Annotated in this window: 15 protein-coding genes; 9 read left to right on the top strand and 6 right to left on the bottom strand. The window is 62.4% G+C overall.

The annotated features are described in order from the left end of the window. Positions 1-9 precede the first annotated feature (9 nt). Together nosP and nahK are read left to right on the top strand one after the other, a co-directional pair. Positions 10-1,167, top strand: a complete 1,158-nt coding sequence (gene nosP, locus VC35_RS01485) for a nitric oxide-sensing protein NosP (protein ID WP_046037305.1) — start codon at positions 10-12, stop codon at positions 1,165-1,167. Next, a complete protein-coding gene (nahK, locus tag VC35_RS01480) occupies positions 1,136-3,730 on the top strand; it encodes a hybrid sensor histidine kinase/response regulator NahK/ErcS' (RefSeq protein ID WP_046037304.1) in 2,595 nt (864 codons plus the stop codon). Before nosP ends, nahK begins: the two co-directional genes overlap by 32 nt. A gap of 108 nt (positions 3,731-3,838) precedes the next feature. Here nahK and VC35_RS01475 read toward each other — a convergent pair whose 3' ends face one another. The 6 genes from VC35_RS01475 to VC35_RS01450 all read right to left on the bottom strand — a co-directional run bounded on the left by VC35_RS01475 (position 3,839) and on the right by VC35_RS01450 (position 8,914). Further along, the gene (locus VC35_RS01475; RefSeq protein WP_046037303.1) at positions 3,839-4,504 is read right to left on the bottom strand and encodes a response regulator transcription factor; all 666 of its coding nucleotides are present in this window, start codon (positions 4,502-4,504) and stop codon (positions 3,839-3,841) included. A 56-nt stretch (positions 4,505-4,560) separates the two neighbouring features. Next, positions 4,561-5,118 (bottom strand): PQQ-dependent catabolism-associated CXXCW motif protein, encoded by a 558-nt coding sequence (locus VC35_RS01470; RefSeq protein ID WP_046037301.1) that lies wholly within the window; start codon positions 5,116-5,118, stop codon positions 4,561-4,563. A 105-nt stretch (positions 5,119-5,223) separates the two neighbouring features. After that, positions 5,224-6,015, bottom strand: coding sequence for an ABC transporter permease (locus tag VC35_RS01465; RefSeq protein ID WP_046037300.1), 792 nt, complete (start codon positions 6,013-6,015; stop codon positions 5,224-5,226). Next, positions 6,012-6,743, bottom strand: a complete 732-nt coding sequence (locus VC35_RS01460; RefSeq protein ID WP_046037299.1) for an ABC transporter ATP-binding protein — start codon at positions 6,741-6,743, stop codon at positions 6,012-6,014. Before VC35_RS01460 ends, VC35_RS01465 begins: the two co-directional genes overlap by 4 nt. Then, positions 6,740-7,699, bottom strand: coding sequence for a YVTN family beta-propeller repeat protein (locus VC35_RS01455; RefSeq protein WP_046037298.1), 960 nt, complete (start codon positions 7,697-7,699; stop codon positions 6,740-6,742). Before VC35_RS01455 ends, VC35_RS01460 begins: the two co-directional genes overlap by 4 nt. A gap of 30 nt (positions 7,700-7,729) precedes the next feature. Beyond that, positions 7,730-8,914 carry an ABC transporter substrate-binding protein gene (locus VC35_RS01450; RefSeq protein ID WP_046037297.1) on the bottom strand — a complete coding sequence of 395 codons (1,185 nt, stop codon included), beginning with the start codon at positions 8,912-8,914 and terminating at the stop codon, positions 7,730-7,732. 210 nt (positions 8,915-9,124) lie between these two features. Between VC35_RS01450 and pedF the strand changes: the two genes are divergently transcribed. From pedF to pqqA, 7 genes are all read left to right on the top strand, one after another. Beyond that, positions 9,125-9,586, top strand: a complete 462-nt coding sequence (pedF, locus tag VC35_RS01445; protein WP_046037296.1) for a cytochrome c-550 PedF — start codon at positions 9,125-9,127, stop codon at positions 9,584-9,586. Between the two features lie 3 nt (positions 9,587-9,589). Continuing rightward, positions 9,590-10,465 carry a substrate-binding periplasmic protein gene (locus VC35_RS01440; protein ID WP_046037295.1) on the top strand — a complete coding sequence of 292 codons (876 nt, stop codon included), beginning with the start codon at positions 9,590-9,592 and terminating at the stop codon, positions 10,463-10,465. A gap of 10 nt (positions 10,466-10,475) precedes the next feature. Further along, entirely contained in the window at positions 10,476-11,237 is a 762-nt protein-coding gene (locus VC35_RS01435) for a quinoprotein dehydrogenase-associated SoxYZ-like carrier (protein ID WP_046037294.1), read from the top strand. 31 nt (positions 11,238-11,268) lie between these two features. Beyond that, on the top strand, positions 11,269-12,204 hold the full coding sequence (locus VC35_RS01430) for a quinoprotein relay system zinc metallohydrolase 1 (protein ID WP_046037293.1): 936 nt from the start codon (positions 11,269-11,271) through the stop codon (positions 12,202-12,204). A gap of 285 nt (positions 12,205-12,489) precedes the next feature. Then, positions 12,490-14,265 carry a PQQ-dependent methanol/ethanol family dehydrogenase gene (locus tag VC35_RS01425; RefSeq protein WP_046037292.1) on the top strand — a complete coding sequence of 592 codons (1,776 nt, stop codon included), beginning with the start codon at positions 12,490-12,492 and terminating at the stop codon, positions 14,263-14,265. A gap of 259 nt (positions 14,266-14,524) precedes the next feature. Next, positions 14,525-16,045: an acetaldehyde dehydrogenase ExaC gene (gene exaC / locus VC35_RS01420; protein WP_046037291.1), complete on the top strand. Its 1,521-nt coding sequence runs from the start codon at positions 14,525-14,527 to the stop codon at positions 16,043-16,045. 258 nt (positions 16,046-16,303) lie between these two features. Continuing rightward, entirely contained in the window at positions 16,304-16,375 is a 72-nt protein-coding gene (pqqA, locus tag VC35_RS28510; RefSeq protein WP_003253598.1) for a pyrroloquinoline quinone precursor peptide PqqA, read from the top strand. Positions 16,376-16,394: the final 19 nt, after the last annotated feature.

The following is a 16,394-nucleotide window of genomic DNA, read 5'->3' as shown; positions in this document are numbered from 1 at the left end:
GAGGTAAGGATGCAGCAGAGCAATGGCGTCGTCAGCGCAATGTCCCAGGCCACCGATGCCCGGCAGGTCGCGCAGGAACTGGCACGACAGTTGTTGCATCCGCACCTGGGGTTCGTGCTGTTCTTCTGTTCCGCCGAGTACGACTTGCAGGCGCTGGGCCAGGCCTTGGAGCAAAGCTTCGGCGGCATTCGCCTGGCGGGTTGCACCAGCGCCGGAGAAATAACCCCGCTGGGCTACGGACGCAATTGCGTGACAGCGGTCGGCTTTGATCATCGGCACTTTTCCATCGCGGTCGAGCTGATCGACCAGATGGAGCACTTCAGCCTGATCGACGCCCAGCAAATGGTCGAGCGCCTGGTCAGTGGCTGTCGCAGCAACACCCTGGCACCGATCAAGGGCAACAGCTTTGCCCTGACCCTGCTCGATGGCCTGTCCAGCCGCGAAGAAATGGTCCTGGCCGCCTTGAGCGCGGCATTGGGCGACATTCCGCATTTCGGCGGCTCGGCCGGCGACGATAACTACCTGACCCATACCCATGTGTACTTCGATGGCGAGTTCCACAGCGGCGCGGCCGTGGTGGTGCTGGTCAATACCTGGCTGGATTTCGAAGTGTTCACCACCCACCACGTGCTGCCCCGCGCCGAAAAGCTGGTGGTCACCGGGGCCGACAGCACCTTGCGCCGGGTCTTCGAACTCAATGCCGAGCCGGCCGCCGCCGAGTACGCCCGGCACATCGGCGTGCCGGTGGCGCAGCTCGATCACCGGGTCTTCGCCGCGCACCCGTTGGCGGTGCGGATCAACCAGCAGTACTACGTGCGGGCCATCCAGCAGGTGCATCCAGACCTGAGCCTGAGTTTCTACTGCGCCGTGGAAAACGGCATCGTCCTCACCGCCATGACCCCGGGGCCGATGCTGCCGAACCTGCAGAGCCTGTTCGAGGGGTTGCAGGAACGCCTGGGCGATTTGCTGCTGACCATCGGTTGTGACTGTTTCCTGCGGCGTCTGGAACTCGAAGACGACGGCAGTCTTGATCAGATCGGCACGTTTTTGCGTGAGCAACGGGTGATGGGTTTCAACACCTATGGAGAACAGTTCAATGGCATGCACATCAACCAGACCTTCACCGGCGTTGCCATTGCCCGAGGCCGTGCCCCAGGACATCGCTGAGCTGCAGGCCGAACTGGCCAGGCTGCGCCTGGAAAACCATAAACTGCAACGCATCAATGGCGCGCTGATCGAACGGGTCGAGTCCGGGGGGACCCGCGGCAACGATCCGTACGCGGCATTCCAGCATTCGGTGGTGCTGGCCGAGCAAGTGCGCGAACGCACCGATGCCCTGAACCAGGCCATGGCCGAACTCAAGGCCGGTAATCATCTGCTCAGCGAAGCCCGCCTGCGCGCGGAAACGGCGCATCAACACCTGATCGATGCCATCGAAAGCATTTCCGACGCCTTCGTGCTGTTCGATGCAGAGCAGCGCATCGTACTGTTCAACAGTCGCTTCAAGGCGTTCTGGAGCAACAGCCGGGTGCGGATCAATGCCGGCATGCGCCTGACCGAGGTCAAGCGATTGATGATGAACAACGGCCTGTTCACCGAAGAGCCTCGGGGGCATGCCGACGAAAACCTGCTGTACCGCCTGCAGAACGGGCGCTGGCTGCAGGTCAGCGAGCGGCCGACCCAGGAAGGGGGGCGGGTGATCCTGTTCACCGACATTACCGACGTCAAACTCAGCGAAACCATGCGCCGTGAGCAGGCGGTGGCGCAGAAGTCGCACCTGTTGCAACGGGCGGTCGACAACCTGTCCCAAGGGGTGGCGATGGTCAGCGCCGAAGGCATCCTGGAGTTGTGGAACCGGCGTTTCCTGGAGTTGAGCGGTCTGGCGCCGGTGGCGGCCCATCGCCCGTTTGCCGAAGTGATCGCCGACAGCGAGTTGAACCTGCTGACCCCGGCCAGCCGCGATAGCAACGGGCGACCGGTCCGCGAGTGCGAACAGCGCCTGTACGATGGCCGGGTCCTGGAAATCCGCACCCATCCGTTGCCCACCGGCGGTTTCGTCAATACCTTCACCGACATCACCGAACGCTACCAGCACGCCGAAGCGCTGAGTGAAAGCGAACACTGGATCCGCCTGATCACCGATCACGTACCGGCATTGATTGCCTACCTCAATGCCGACCTGGTCTACGAGTTCACCAACAAGGTCTACGAAGAATGGTACTGCTGGCCCCGCGGCGTGATGCTCGGCCAGAGCCTGCGCGAAGTGCACAGCGAGCAGCATTACCAGCGCCTGGAGTCCTACGTGGCCAGGGCGCTGGCCGGCGAGAGCGTGACCTTCGAGTTCGCCGAAACCAACGTCAACAACCAGGAGCGCTACATGCTGCGCTCCTATGTGCCCAACCGTCTGGCCAGTGGCGAGGTGGTGGGGATTTTCGTGCTGATCCGCGACATCACTGAACGCCGCCGCACCGCCGAGGCGCTGCATCAGGCGTATCAGAACCTTGAGCTGCGGGTACGCGAGCGCACGGCGGAACTGACCACCCTCAACGATCAGTTGTTGCGCGAGATCGATGAGCGTCGGCTGGTCGAGTCACGCTTGCGCGAAGCCAAGCAGGAAGCCGAGCAGGCCAACCTGTCGAAGACCAAGTTCCTCGCCGCCGTCAGCCACGACCTGCTGCAACCGTTGAATGCCGCGCGCCTGTTTACCAGTGCCTTGCTGGAACGGCGCGAGCCGATGTCCAGCGAGATTCTGGTGCGCAACGTGAGCAATTCCCTGGAAGACGTGGAGAACCTGCTTGGCACCCTGGTGGACATTTCCAAGCTCGATGCGGGGGTGATCAAGGCCGACATTGCGCCGTTCGCCCTCAGTGAACTGCTGGACAACCTGGCCGCCGAATACACCCAGGTGGCGCGCAGTGAAGGCCTGCAACTGCACTTCATCGGCTGTTCGGCGCTGGTGCGCAGCGACATCCAGCTGCTGGCGCGGATTCTGCGCAATCTGCTGAGCAATGCGATTCGCTATACCTACAGTGGTCGCGTGGTGCTCGGTTGCCGGCGGCATCATCAGTGCCTGACGATCGAAGTCTGGGACAGCGGCATGGGCATTGCCGAGCATCGCCTGGAGGAGATTTTCCAGGAGTTCAAGCGCGGCGATGTGCAGCGCCCCGATCAGGATCGCGGTCTGGGCCTGGGCCTGGCGATTGTCGAGAAGATCGCCGGCATCCTCGGGCATCCCATTCATGTGCGCTCGTGGCCGGGCCGGGGCTCGATGTTTTCGGTCGAAGTGCCTTTGAGCGCCACCGCGCCGACACCGCCGCCGGCGTTGCAGATGAGCGAGCCGATGCTTGAGCGCCTGCGGGGTGCGCGGATATGGGTGCTGGACAACGACGCGACCATCTGTGCCGGCATGCGCACCTTGCTGGAGGGATGGGGGTGTCGGGTGGTGACGGCGCTGTCGGAGGAGGACCTGGCGCGGCAAGTGGACAACTACCACGCCGAGGCCGACCTGCTGATCGCCGACTACCACCTGGACAACGATCAGAACGGTGTCGATGCGGTGGCAAGAATCAATGCCCGTCGTGCTTCACCGATTCCGGCGATGATGATCACCGCCAACTACAGCAATGAACTCAAGCTGCAGATCCGCGAACTGGGCCACACCCTGATGCACAAGCCGGTGCGGCCGATGAAGCTGAAGACGGCGATGAGTCATCTACTCGACCGGCCTTGATATCTCGACGTTTTCACCACCGCTATCGCGAGCAGGCTCACTCCTACAGGTACATCGCTGTCCCTGTAGGAGTGAGCCTGCTCGCGATGGAGGCGCCGCGGTCTTGAATCAACGCCGCAGATAAGACCCGAAATCAATATCCCCGGCACTCAGGATCGCCTGCACCCGGTTGTGCACGTTGAGCTTGCGCAGGATCGCCGAGACGTGGGCCTTGACCGTGGTCTCGGCGATTTCCAGGGTGTAGGCGATCTGCTTGTTCGATTCGCCCTTGGTCATGCGTTCCAGCACCTGCAGTTGCTTGCGGGTCAGGGCCTGGAGCAGTTCGGGCGGGAAGCTAGGGGTGTCGTTCATCCGCCGATGGGTGCTGCTTTTGCCGGTGCGGATGATGTCCGGGGGCAGGTAGACGTTGCCATTGAGAATCTGCTGGATCGCATCGGTCATCTGGGCTCGTGGCGAGGACTTGGTGATGAAGCCCACCGCACCATAGGTGATGGCTTGCAGCACGATCTGTTTGTCCTGCTCGGCGGAGACAATCACCACCGGAATGGTCGGCGCTTCGTTACGCAGGTTGATCAGGCCATTGAGCCCGTGCATGCCGGGCATGTTCAGGTCGAGCAGGATCAGGTCCAGGTCATCGTGTTCCTGGGTCAGGGCCAGGGCGCTGTCCAGGTCGGCGGTTTCCATCACTTCGCTGCCGGCAAAACCGTCGCTGATGACGTTGTGAATGGCTTCGCGAAACAGCGGGTGATCGTCGGCAATCAGGATTTTGTACATGGCCTTTCACCTCATTATTTTGATTATGGTGTGGCAACAACACGCACGCGTAAAGCTCAGGGAAAGGGTTCGGGCCGGGCTGGCGAAACCGGCAGATTGGCCGCTTGCCAGGCATCCAGGCCATCGCGATACCAATACAGAGTCTTATAGCCCATGGTGGCTGCGCGCTTGACCGCATTCCAGCTCAACCAGCAGTCGGAGCGGCAGTAGAAGACCAGCGGTTGCGTCGGGTCGCCGGCGGTCAGCTTTTTCAGGTTGGTGGCGAAATAGTCCTGCCATTGCGGCGTCAGGTCGCCATCCCCGGTATTGGCCAGCCAATGGCTGCCGGGCAGGTTTTCATGGGGCTGGTCTTCGATGAATTGCCCTTGCAGCCACTGACGGCGGTAGACGTCGATCAGCACCGGGTGCGGAGTTTGATTGAGCAGGGTTTGCAGGGCGGGGGTGTCGATGATGGTTGCGCCTTGCAGCTGGTCGGGCGTCGGGCTGCGGTACAGGCCGATGCGATAGCCATCGGCGGAGAACAGCGCTGTGTCGGCCTGCGCGGTGCTCAGCAGCAGATTCAGCGACAGGGCGGCGAAAGCAGGGCGCAACAGGCAACGTCGGGCGCGTGGCATGGGTTCAGTCCTTATAGTTATGGACCTATTACATGCCAGTCGGGGGGGCTTTGGGAATGCGACGATAGACAGGGAAACCAGTACTAAAGTAGTAATTTCATCCTGTTACCCGGCCTTGCGCAAGGCCGCATGCTGCGGGTTGAAGGTCAGTACGGCGAGCAACGCAAACAGCAACGTCAGCCCCACGCACACCACCAGCGCCAGCGGATTGAAGCGTTCATACAGGGCGAAACGCACCAGTTCCACAGCATGGGTAAACGGATTCACCGCGCACAACCAATACAGCCACTCGCTGGCCTCGCGCATCTTCCACAGCGGATACAGCGCCGATGACAGGAAAAACAGCGGGAAGATCACGAAATTCATTACCCCGGCAAAGTTCTCCAGCTGGCGGATTGCGTTCGACAGCAACAGGCCCAGTGCGCTGAGCATCAACGCCACCAGCAGCAAGGCCGGCAACGCCAGCAACAGCCCCATGGCTGGTGGCCGCACGCCGTAGACCCAGGCAATCGCCAGGAACGCATACACCTGCAACAGCGAAATCAGCGACGTGGCCAACAGTTTGCTGCACAGCAGAAAGGTGCGGGGCAGGGGGCTGGTCAGCAGCACGCGCATGCTGCCCATCTCGCGGTCGTAGACCATCGACAGTGAGCCCTGCATGCCGTTGAACAGCAGGATCATGCAGGCCAGCCCGGGAATGATGTAGACCTCGTACGGGATGTAGGTGTCGTAGGGCTCGATGATCGCGATCCCCAGCGCTGCGCGAAAACCGGCGGCGAACACCAGCAGCCACAACAGCGGCCGCACCAGGGCGCTGAGAAACCGCGTGCGTTGCAGCACAAAGCGTAGCCACTCGCGCAGCACGATACCGCTAAAGCATTGCCAGTAAGCGTTCATTGGGCAGCTCCTGATGTTGTCAGGCGGGTGAAGGCCGAACCGAGGTCACCGCCGTGTTCCAGGCTCAGGGCATCGGCCTGCCCACTGGCCACCAGCCGGCCTTGATGCAGGATCAACAAGTCATCGCTAGGCTGCACCTCGTCGAGCAGGTGGGTGGTCCAGAGCACGCTGATGCGCTCCTCGCGACACAGGCTGCGGATGTGCTGGTTGAGCGCCAGGCGACTCGCCGGGTCGAGGCCGACACTGGCTTCATCGAGCAGCAACAGGCGCGGCTCATGCAGCAGGGCGCGGGCAATTTCCACCCGGCGACGATGGCCGCCATTGAGTTCGCGTACCCGTTCGCGGCGGCGGTCGGTCAGGGTCTGGCGGGCCAGTTCGGCGTCGACCCGAAGGTCGGTCTGACGCCGGGACAGGCCATGCAATGCCGCGTGATAACGCAGGTTCTGTTCGACGCTGAGGTCCAGGTCCAGGGTGCTTTGCTGGAACACCACACCCATCTGCTTGAGTGCCGGGCGTGCCGCGCTGCGCAATGAGCAGCCACCGATGCGGATCTCGCCTTGCTGCAGATCATAGAGCCGGGTCAGCAGGGCAATCAGGGTCGACTTGCCCGCGCCGTTGGGCCCCAGCAGCGCGGCGAAACGCCCGGGCTCCAGGCTGAAACTCACCTTGCGCAAGGCCTCTCGGGCGCCGTAGGCAAAACTCAGATCACTGACTTCAAGGGCGTTCATGGCGTCACCACCACACCCCAGGGATAGCGCCCGACCTTCACCGACTTGCTGACCTTGAGGCTGTCGACATCGATCACCGAGACATCGCCGCTGACGCCGTTGGTGGCCAGCAATTGCTTCTGATCCGGGGTGAACGCCATCTGCCAGACCCGTCGACCCACCAGCAGGTAATCGAGAGTCTCGAAGGTCTTGGCATCGATCACGGCCACATGGTTGGCCGGGCCGAGTGCGACGAAGCCGTACTTGCCATCGGCGCTGAGCTTGATGCCCACCGGCTGGACCTTGTCCGGGTGCACACCCTTGATCTGGAAGTTCAGGGTCTTGAGCACGGTGCGGCTGGCCACATCGAGAATGGTCACGGTGCCGCCGATTTCCGCCGAGGCCCAGAGCTGGGCGCCATCGGGGGAGAACTCGACGAAGCGCGGGCGCTGGTCCACCAGGGTGCTGTCGGCCAGGGTCTGGGTGCTGGTGTCGATCCAGTGCAGCATGTTGGTGGTCTCGCTGGTGTTGACCGCCCACTTGCCGTCAGGGCTGACGGCCATGCCTTCAGGTTCGACGCCGACGTTGATCTGGCCGAGTACCTTGGAGGTCTCGGTGTCGATCACCGTGACCAGCGCATCGTCTTCGTTGGAAACGTACAACCAGCGGTTGTTGGGGTGCAGGGCAAATTGCTCGGGGTCTTTACCCGAGGGCAGTTCCTTGATGATCTTGCGCGTGGCCACGTCCATCACCTGGACCCGGTCAGAGTCGCTGGCGCAGATGTACAGCAGCTTGTTGTCATGGGACAGCAGCAGGCCGCGGGGGCGCTGGCCGACGGGCAGGGTGTCGGTGACTTGCAGGGTCTGCAGGTCGATCAGGCTCAGGCTGTTGTCCTTTTCGTTGGAGACCCAGGCAGTGCTGGCAACGGCATGGCCAGCGGCGAGCAGCAAAGTGCAAGAGAGCAGGGTGCGGCGCATGGCGGATTCCTTGTTGTTGTGATTATCGGATCAGGGAAAACGGCAGCTGACCTCGGGTTTGTCGTAGCCCAGGCTGTCCATCTCGTTGAACGGGTGCAGAAAGCCGTCCTGGGGTGAGGTGCTGACCAGCGCCCGGGGCTGGACGATGGGAATCGGCTGGCGCAACTGACCGTTCCACGGCCGGTAGCTGAGCTTGCGGCCCTTGAAACCGTCGAGGGGCAACTGGTCGCTGATTTCCAGCGTACGGATCGCCATCGGCTCGGCCTGGCGCAGTTTGCTCACGGCGCTGGCGATACTGCGCACGGCCATCCAGGCGGCGAAATCGCGGTCATTCATCCAGCGTCCGGTCAGGGCTTCGAAGCGTTTTTGCAGCTGCGCGGCGCCGTAGGTTTCCACGGTCTTGTGCCAGCCCACCGGGGTCAGGCCCTGGGTGCCGGCGACCGGGCGCGGGTACCAGGTCTGGTAGGGCACGTATTCACCGAAGTCGCCGCGTTCATCGGCCACCAGTACCACGTCGTACTCGGCGGTCTGGGTGAACAGCGGCATATCCGCCTGGGCGCTGCGGCGTTGGTCGTTATCGAAACTCCAGGTTTTTTCCGCCACCAGTTGCAAGCCGAAGCGCTTGGCCCCGCGGCGCAGGGCGGCGGCATAGGCTTGATCGTCCGGCGTCGGGCCGACAATCAGCAGCACCCGCTGCCATTTGCGCAGCACCAGAAACTGCGCCAGTGCATCGGCAAGCATCGCCCGGCTCGGCAAGGTGTGCAGCACGTTCGCCAGGCAATCGGTGGTGCGCAGGCTGTCATCGGGGCTACCGGCGTTGAACAGCAAGCTGTCGGGCAGTGCTGCACTCAATTGGCGCAGGCTGCTCGCGGGGGCATTCACCACAAACAGGCGCAGGCCCTGTTCATGCTGCGCCTTTGCCGCTTCGAGCAAGGCTTCGGGACTGTCGACGCTGGCGCTGACCAGGCTGTAGCCGTGGTTGAGAAAGCGTCCGGTGCTGTTGCTGTCGGTGATCGCCAGTTCGGCGCCGCGCAGCCCGGCATCGGTGGGCTCGGGGATGACGTTGGACAGCAGCGGGCCGGGGTCGGGGTGATAACCCAGGTAGCCGATCCGCACCTGCAAGGGCGCATCGGCGGCCTGGCTCTGGGTGGCCAGGCCGGCGGCGCAGGCAATCGCCAGCAGGTAGAACAGGGCGTAAGGGATGAGCGGGCGCATAGGGCACTCCATTACAGGTAGCGCCAGCTTAGGTAGCCCGTGAAGCTGAGGAAATATGCAGAAAGTACCGGTGGTGTCCATCCAGCGCCTTACTACCAAGGGACTAGGTAGCGACCACCAAAGCAGCATGGGGTGAGTGCGATGCCGTTTCTAAGATGGCTGCCATAGCCTCTGCCAAGAGGTTTTGCGTGCAATCCAGAGGGCATAACAATGAAAACAAAACGCAACGCCTTGCTCGTGACCGGGCTATTGGTCAGTTTGATCAGCGCAGGTTCCGTATGGGCCCACGGCAACGTGGTCCCACAAGCCGTGGCCACCCCGGGGCTGACCCCGATCAAGGACGCCGGTGTGCAGCTCGATGCCGATGGCTGGGCCGCGGTGAACCCGTATCGCACCGCCCCGGAACATGACAAGGCAGTGGAGATCGGCACCTCGGCCTACACCCAGAACTGCGCGGCCTGTCATGGCCTGGAAGCCAAGTCCGGCGGTATCGCCCCCGACTTGCGCATGCTCGATGTCGGCGAGGCGGGCGATGAGTGGTTCGCCGAACGGGTGCGCCATGGCGCGGTGCGCGACGGTCGGGTGTACATGCCGAAGATGGCCGACTACCTGAGCCAGGAGGCCCTGTGGGCGGTGCGCACTTATCTGGACACTGTGCACGTCGAGGAGTGACCCATGCGCCTGCTCGCGGTGTTGATCAGCGCTCTGTGGCTGTGCTGCCAGGCGGCGCAGGCGCAGGTTCGCAACTACGACGAAATGATCGCCGCCGGGGAGCTGAAGGTGGCGGTCTACAAGGACTTCGCCCCCTACAGCTTTGAAAGCGCCGGAAAGCCTCAGGGTGTCGATGTCGAACTCGCCGAGGCCCTGGCCAAGGCGCTCGGCGTGCGCCTGACACTGATCTGGGCACCGGCCGGGGAAAAGCTCGATGACGATCTGCGCGATTACATCTGGCGTGCCAGTGCCTTGCACAACCAGCAACTGGCCGACCTGATGATGCGCGTGCCTTATGACCGTGACTACGCGCAGAAGCGTAACGAACTAGGCGAACTGGAAAATGGCCATGTAGTGATGTTCGGGCCGTACCAGAACGAACAATGGCAGGTGGCCTATGATCGCCGGCGGCTGGACAAGGTCGCCAGCGTCGCAGTGTTCGAGCATCACCCGATTGGTGTCGAAGTCGACAGCGTGCCGTCGTTCTACCTGACTTCGGTGTTCAACGGCATGCTCGCCGGCAAGACCCATCACTATCCGGGCGTGCCCCAGGCATTTGCCGCGATGAAGGCCGGTGAGGTCGATGCGGTGATGGCCATGCGCGGCGAAATCGACTGGCAGGTCCATGAAGCGGCCGACCCGCAAGTGGCACTGGCGGAGAATGCCTATCCGAACATGGGCAAGCAGCTCTGGGAAATCGGCATGGCGGTGCACGAAAGCAACCGGCAACTGGCCTATGCCGTGGAAGAGGCGCTGGAAAGCCTGATCCGCGAGGGCTCGGTGAAGACCATCTACGGCCATTACGGCCTGCAATACGACGTGCCCGAGATGTATCAATAAGGAGCAGGCGATGAAATGGCGAGGGAGTTGTCTGTTGGCCTGCTGGTTAAGCCTGGCGGCACATGCTGGCGCTATCAATCCCGGCAAAGACCCGGTGCCATCGGTGATGTGGGCCTTCTATCACCAGCAGTTTCTGGGTAATGCGCCGTTCGTTTTCGATGATCGGGTCAAGCTGCTGGCGCCGCCGTTTGCCGAAGATGCCCGGCAGGTGCCGCTGGAAATCGACGCCCGGGCGTTCAAGGGCGATGTGGTGAAAATCCTCGCCTGGGCAGAGCTGAACCCGTTGCCGAAAATCGTCGACTTCCAGCCGCTGAATTCCGTTTTACCCTGGCTGTCGTTGCGCATTCGCATCGAACAGGCCACGCCCTTGCGCGCGGCGGTGTTGACCCGCGACGGCGTGTGGCATATCGGTTCGACCCTGATTGACGCCGCGGGTGGCGGTTGCACTGCGCCGAGCGTGGTGCGCACGCAACCGGGCTGGGAAGAACACATCGGCGAAGTGCTCGGCGGGCGCTATCCCCGGGGCGAGTTCAGCCGTTTGCGTATGCAGGTGGCCCATCCCATGGACAACGGCATGGTCAGCGGCATCCCGGAGTTCTTCATCAACCATGCCGAGCTGCGCGACCACAACGAGCAGGTGCTGGCCCGGCTGGAGCTGTTTCCGGCGGTCAGTGAAAACCCCAACCTGACCTTCGACATCGAAGGGGCAGGGCAAACGCGCCTGCTGCTGCGGGACAACAGCGGCAATGAGTTCGATGCGTCGATCCTCTGACCCCAAGAAGCGTGACCCCAAGGAGCGTGGCATGCGCTGGATCCTGTTGATGGTGCTGAGCGTCAGTCTGCCAGCCCTGGCCGATCTCGAATATTCACTCCAGCCTCGGCAGATCGCCCAGGACACCTGGCTGCTGGAAGGCAGCACCGATAATTTTGCCAAGGCCAACGGCGGCAACATCGTCAACACCGCGTTCATCGTCACCGAGCGCGGAGTGGTGGTGATCGACACCGGCCCGTCCCGGCGTTACGGCGAAGCGATGCGCAAGGCCATTGCCGCCACGACTGACAAGCCGGTGATCGAGGTCTTGCTGACCCATCACCACCCGGACCATGTGCTGGGCAACCAAGCCTTCAGCGACGTGCCGATTGGCGCCTTGGCGGGCACTACCGAGCTGTTGCATCAGCAAGGCGATGCCATGGCCGAGAATATGTACCGCATGGTCGGCGACTGGATGCGTGGCACCGAAGTGGTGTTGCCGACCCAGACGCTGACACCCGGCGTGAAAAGTTTTGGGAATCACGATCTGCGTCTGCTGAGCCTGGGTGGGCATACGGGCGCAGATCTGGCTATTCTCGACCAGCAAACCGGCGTGCTGTTTGCCGGCGACCTGGTGTTTTATCAGCGGGCGCTGACCACGCCCAACAGTCCAGGGCTGTCGGTGTGGCTGGCGGACATCGCGACCCTGCAAGGCTTGCCCTGGACGCAGGTTGTGCCCGGCCATGGGCCGGTGGCGAGCGATCCGCAACCCTTCGAGCAGATGCGCGATTACCTGACCTGGCTCGATCAGCTGATGCGCGACGGCGCCGCCAATGGCAGCGACATGGCCGAGATGATCCGCAGCCCCATCCCCGAACGTTTCGCCGGGATCAACCTGAGTCGTTACGAACTGATCCGCAGCGTCAGCCATCTGTACCCGCGCTACGAGCGCGAGCGGATGACGCGGGTGGATTCTGCCAGCAAATAGTCGACCTGAATCCCCTGTAGGAGCGAGCCTGCTCGCGATGGACGTTAACGATAACGCAAGCTGCCTGGATGAACGCGGTGGTCTGACGTTTTTCGCGAGCAGGCTCGCTCCTACAGGGGGCCGGTGCCGTTCACATAATCTCGTGCCCATCTCATCCGACCCGCTACCAAGGAACTAGCAATCTCCTCATTGCGGGCAATTGTTGCCAGGGCGACGGCGCTCAAGAATCTGCACCAGACCGGGAGAATTTCCCGGACATAACAAAAATCCGCAGAGGAAGCCGTCATGACCCAACCCGCACGTCGCCAGCCCTTCGTCTTGAGCCTGCTGCTCAGTGCCATGCTGTTGTCCGGCCAGGCATTGGCCGGGGTTTCCGACCAGGACATTCTCCAGGACCCCAAGAACCCGGAACAGGTCGTGACCAACGGCCTCGGCGTTCAAGGGCAGCGCTACAGCCCGCTGGATATTCTCAACGTCGACAACGTCAAGGAGCTGCGCCCGGCGTGGGCATTTTCCTTCGGCGGTGAAAAACAGCGGGGCCAGCAAGCGCAGCCGATGGTCAAGGACGGCGTGATGTACATGACCGGTTCCTACTCCCGGGTGTTCGCCGTGGATGCGCGCACCGGCAAGAAGCTTTGGCAATACGATGCACGCCTGCCCGATGACATCCGCCCTTGCTGCGACGTGATCAACCGCGGCGTCGCGCTGTATGGCGACCTGGTGATTTTCGGCACCCTCGACGCCAAGCTCGTGGCGCTGAACAAGGACACCGGCAAGGTGGTCTGGAGCAAGAAAGTCGCCGACCACAAGGAAGGCTACTCGATCAGCGCCGCGCCACTGGTGATCAACGGCAAGCTGATTACCGGCGTGGCCGGTGGCGAGTTCGGCGTGGTGGGCAAGATCGAGGCCTACGACCCGAAAAACGGCGATCTGCTGTGGACCCGGCCAACGGTCGAAGGCCATATGGGCTACGTCTACAAGGACGGTAAAGCGGTGGAGAACGGCATCTCCGGCGGCGAGGCGGGCAAGACCTGGCCGGGCGATCTCTGGAAAACCGGCGGCGCCGCCCCTTGGCTGGGCGGCTATTACGACCCGGAAACCAACCTGCTGCTGTTCGGTACCGGCAACCCGGCACCGTGGAACTCGCACCTGCGCCCTGGCGACAACCTCTACTCCTCGTCACGCCTGGCGCTCAACCCGGACGACGGCACCATCAAGTGGCACTTCCAGAGCACGCCCCACGACGGTTGGGACTACGACGGCGTGAACGAGCTGGTGTCGTTCAACTACAGCGAAGGCGGCAAGGAAATCAAGGCGGCGGCCACTGCCGACCGCAACGGCTTCTTCTACGTGCTGGACCGCACCAACGGCAAATTCATCCGTGGCTTCCCGTTCGTGGACAAAATCACCTGGGCCACCGGCCTGGACAAGAACGGCCGGCCGATCTACAACGAGGCCAGCCGTCCCGGTGCCCCGGGCTCGGAAGTCAAGGGCAGTTCGGTGTTCGTAGCACCGGCGTTCCTCGGCGCGAAAAACTGGATGCCGATGGCCTACAACAAAGACACCGGGCTGTTCTATGTGCCGTCCAACGAATGGGGCATGGACATCTGGAACGAAGGCATCGCCTACAAGAAAGGCGCGGCGTTCCTCGGCGCCGGCTTCACCATCAAACCGTTGAACGAAGACTACATCGGCGTGCTGCGGGCCATCGATCCGAAAACCGGCAAGGAAGTCTGGCGCCACAAGAACTACGCGCCGCTGTGGGGCGGGGTGCTGACCACCAAGGGCAACCTGGTGTTCACCGGTACGCCTGAGGGCTTCCTGCAGGCTTTCAACGCCAAGACCGGCGAAAAGGTCTGGGAATTCCAGACCGGTTCCGGCGTGCTCGGCTCGCCCATCACCTGGGAAATGGACGGCGAACAGTACGTCTCGGTGCTCTCCGGCTGGGGCGGTGCGGTACCGCTGTGGGGCGGCGAAGTGGCCAAGCGCATCAAGGACTTCAACCAGGGCGGCATGCTCTGGACCTTCAAGCTGCCCAAGGATCTCGTGGCCAAGCACTGATCCCGATTCCACCGCATAACCCCTGTAGGAGCGAGCCTGCTCGCGATGGTCGTCAACGATAACGCTGGAAACCTGATACCCCGTGGCGTTCTCGGGTTCATCGCGAGCAGGCTCGCTCCTACAGTGATCTGTGTGAAATCTACGACCAAATAACGAGAGCCCCTCCTGCCAACGATGCATTCGTCTGGCACGCGGGGCTCTCTAGTATCGGCTCATCGCCTGTCAGTACGACAGGCATCGACCCAGACAGAGGCCCACCATGATCTACGCACAACCCGGAACCCCAGGCGCCGTCATTACCTTCAAACCACGCTACGGCAACTTCATCGGTGGCGAGTTTGTCGCTCCGATCAATGGCGAGTACTTCACCAACACCTCGCCGGTCAACGGTGAAGTGATCGCCGAATTCCCGCGCTCCAGCGCCGCCGACATCGACAAGGCCCTCGACGCCGCGCATGCCGCAGCGGATGCCTGGGGCAAGACCTCGGCCCAGGACCGCTCCCTGGTGCTGCTGAAAATCGCCGATCGCATCGAGCAGAACCTTGAGGTGCTGGCCGTCACCGAAACCTGGGACAACGGCAAGGCCGTGCGCGAAACCCTGAACGCCGACGTGCCGCTGGCGGCCGACCACTTCCGTTACTTCGCCGGCTGCATCCGCGCCCAGGAAGGCGGCGCCGCCGAGATCAACGAGCTGACCACGGCCTATCACTTCCATGAGCCCCTGGGTGTGGTCGGGCAGATCATTCCGTGGAACTTCCCGCTGTTGATGGCTGCCTGGAAACTCGCCCCGGCCCTGGCCGCCGGCAACTGCATCGTGCTCAAGCCTGCCGAGCAAACGCCGCTGTCGATCATGGTCTTTGCTGAACTGATCGCCGACTTGCTGCCGGCGGGCGTGCTGAACATCGTCCAGGGCTTCGGTCGCGAAGCCGGCGAGGCCCTGGCCACCAGCAAGCGTATCGCCAAGATCGCCTTCACCGGCTCGACCCCGGTGGGCGCGCACATCATGCATTGCGCCGCCGAGAACATCATCCCGAGCACCGTCGAGCTGGGCGGCAAGTCGCCGAACATCTTCTTCGAAGACATCATGAACGCTGAACCCGCGTTTATCGAAAAAGCCGCCGAAGGGCTGGTGCTGGCGTTCTTCAACCAGGGTGAAGTCTGCACCTGTCCGTCCCGGGCGCTGGTGCAGGAGTCGATCTACGAGCCGTTCATGGCCGAGGTGATGAAGAAGATCGTCAAGATCAAGCGCGGCAACCCGCTGGACACCGAGACCATGGTCGGCGCCCAGGCGTCCGAACAGCAATACGACAAGATCCTCTCGTACCTGACCATTGCCCAGGAGGAGGGCGCTGAGTTGCTCACCGGCGGCGCAGCCGAGCGTCTGGAGGGCGACCTGTCCAGCGGTTACTACATCCAGCCGACCCTGCTCAAGGGCCACAACAAGATGCGTGTGTTCCAGGAAGAAATCTTCGGCCCGGTGGTGGGTATCACCACCTTCAAGGACGAAGCCGAAGCCCTGGCGATTGCCAACGACAGCGAGTTCGGCCTCGGTGCCGGCCTGTGGACGCGCGACATCAACCGCGCCTACCGCATGGGCCGGGCGATCAAGGCCGGGCGCGTGTGGACCAACTGCTACCACCTGTACCCGGCGCACGCCGCGTTCGGTGGCTACAAGAAGTCCGGCGTTGGTCGGGAAAACCACAAGATGATGCTCGATCACTATCAACAGACCAAAAACCTGCTGGTGAGCTACGACATCAATCCGCTGGGGTTCTTCTGACTTAGCTAGAACACTGAAAAACCTGTAGGAGCGAGCCTGCTCGCGATGAGGTCAGCACATTCAACATTAATGTTGACTGTCGGACCGCTATCGCGAGCAGGCTCACTCCTACACTGTTTTGTGGCGTGCAAAACATCTGCGTAACACCCCCTACCAAATCACCCCGCCAACTCCTTCGAAAGTAGCATTCGGGCGCTCATCGCCCCGTGCATTAATGGCTCTACCGGAATCACCCGGGCACAAGAAGAGGAATGACCCATGTGGACTAAACCCGCGTTTACCGATCTGCGCATTGGCTTCGAAGTGACGATGTATTTCGCCAACCGTTGATTGATCACCCGGCCAGCGT

It is taken from the genome of Pseudomonas fluorescens (assembly GCF_000967965.1).
Taxonomy (GTDB): domain Bacteria; phylum Pseudomonadota; class Gammaproteobacteria; order Pseudomonadales; family Pseudomonadaceae; genus Aquipseudomonas; species Aquipseudomonas grandcourensis.
The sequence above is the reverse complement of the archived record's forward strand: the minus strand, read 5'-3'. Positions and strand labels throughout refer to the sequence as shown.

What these genes read in the sequence shown, in the direction of transcription:
- VC35_RS01460 (WP_046037299.1), bottom strand. Translation starts at nt 6,743, where the DNA reads ATGAACGCCCTTGAAGTCAGTGATCTGAGTTTTGCCTACGGCGCCCGA.
- nosP (WP_046037305.1), top strand. Translation starts at nt 10, where the DNA reads ATGCAGCAGAGCAATGGCGTCGTCAGCGCAATGTCCCAGGCCACCGAT.
- VC35_RS01465 (WP_046037300.1), bottom strand. Translation starts at nt 6,015, where the DNA reads ATGAACGCTTACTGGCAATGCTTTAGCGGTATCGTGCTGCGCGAGTGG.
- VC35_RS01430 (WP_046037293.1), top strand. Translation starts at nt 11,269, where the DNA reads ATGCGCTGGATCCTGTTGATGGTGCTGAGCGTCAGTCTGCCAGCCCTG.
- VC35_RS01470 (WP_046037301.1), bottom strand. Translation starts at nt 5,118, where the DNA reads ATGCCACGCGCCCGACGTTGCCTGTTGCGCCCTGCTTTCGCCGCCCTG.
- VC35_RS01425 (WP_046037292.1), top strand. Translation starts at nt 12,490, where the DNA reads ATGACCCAACCCGCACGTCGCCAGCCCTTCGTCTTGAGCCTGCTGCTC.
- pedF (WP_046037296.1), top strand. Translation starts at nt 9,125, where the DNA reads ATGAAAACAAAACGCAACGCCTTGCTCGTGACCGGGCTATTGGTCAGT.
- VC35_RS01455 (WP_046037298.1), bottom strand. Translation starts at nt 7,699, where the DNA reads ATGCGCCGCACCCTGCTCTCTTGCACTTTGCTGCTCGCCGCTGGCCAT.
- VC35_RS01435 (WP_046037294.1), top strand. Translation starts at nt 10,476, where the DNA reads ATGAAATGGCGAGGGAGTTGTCTGTTGGCCTGCTGGTTAAGCCTGGCG.
- exaC (WP_046037291.1), top strand. Translation starts at nt 14,525, where the DNA reads ATGATCTACGCACAACCCGGAACCCCAGGCGCCGTCATTACCTTCAAA.
- VC35_RS01450 (WP_046037297.1), bottom strand. Translation starts at nt 8,914, where the DNA reads ATGCGCCCGCTCATCCCTTACGCCCTGTTCTACCTGCTGGCGATTGCC.
- VC35_RS01475 (WP_046037303.1), bottom strand. Translation starts at nt 4,504, where the DNA reads ATGTACAAAATCCTGATTGCCGACGATCACCCGCTGTTTCGCGAAGCC.
- VC35_RS01440 (WP_046037295.1), top strand. Translation starts at nt 9,590, where the DNA reads ATGCGCCTGCTCGCGGTGTTGATCAGCGCTCTGTGGCTGTGCTGCCAG.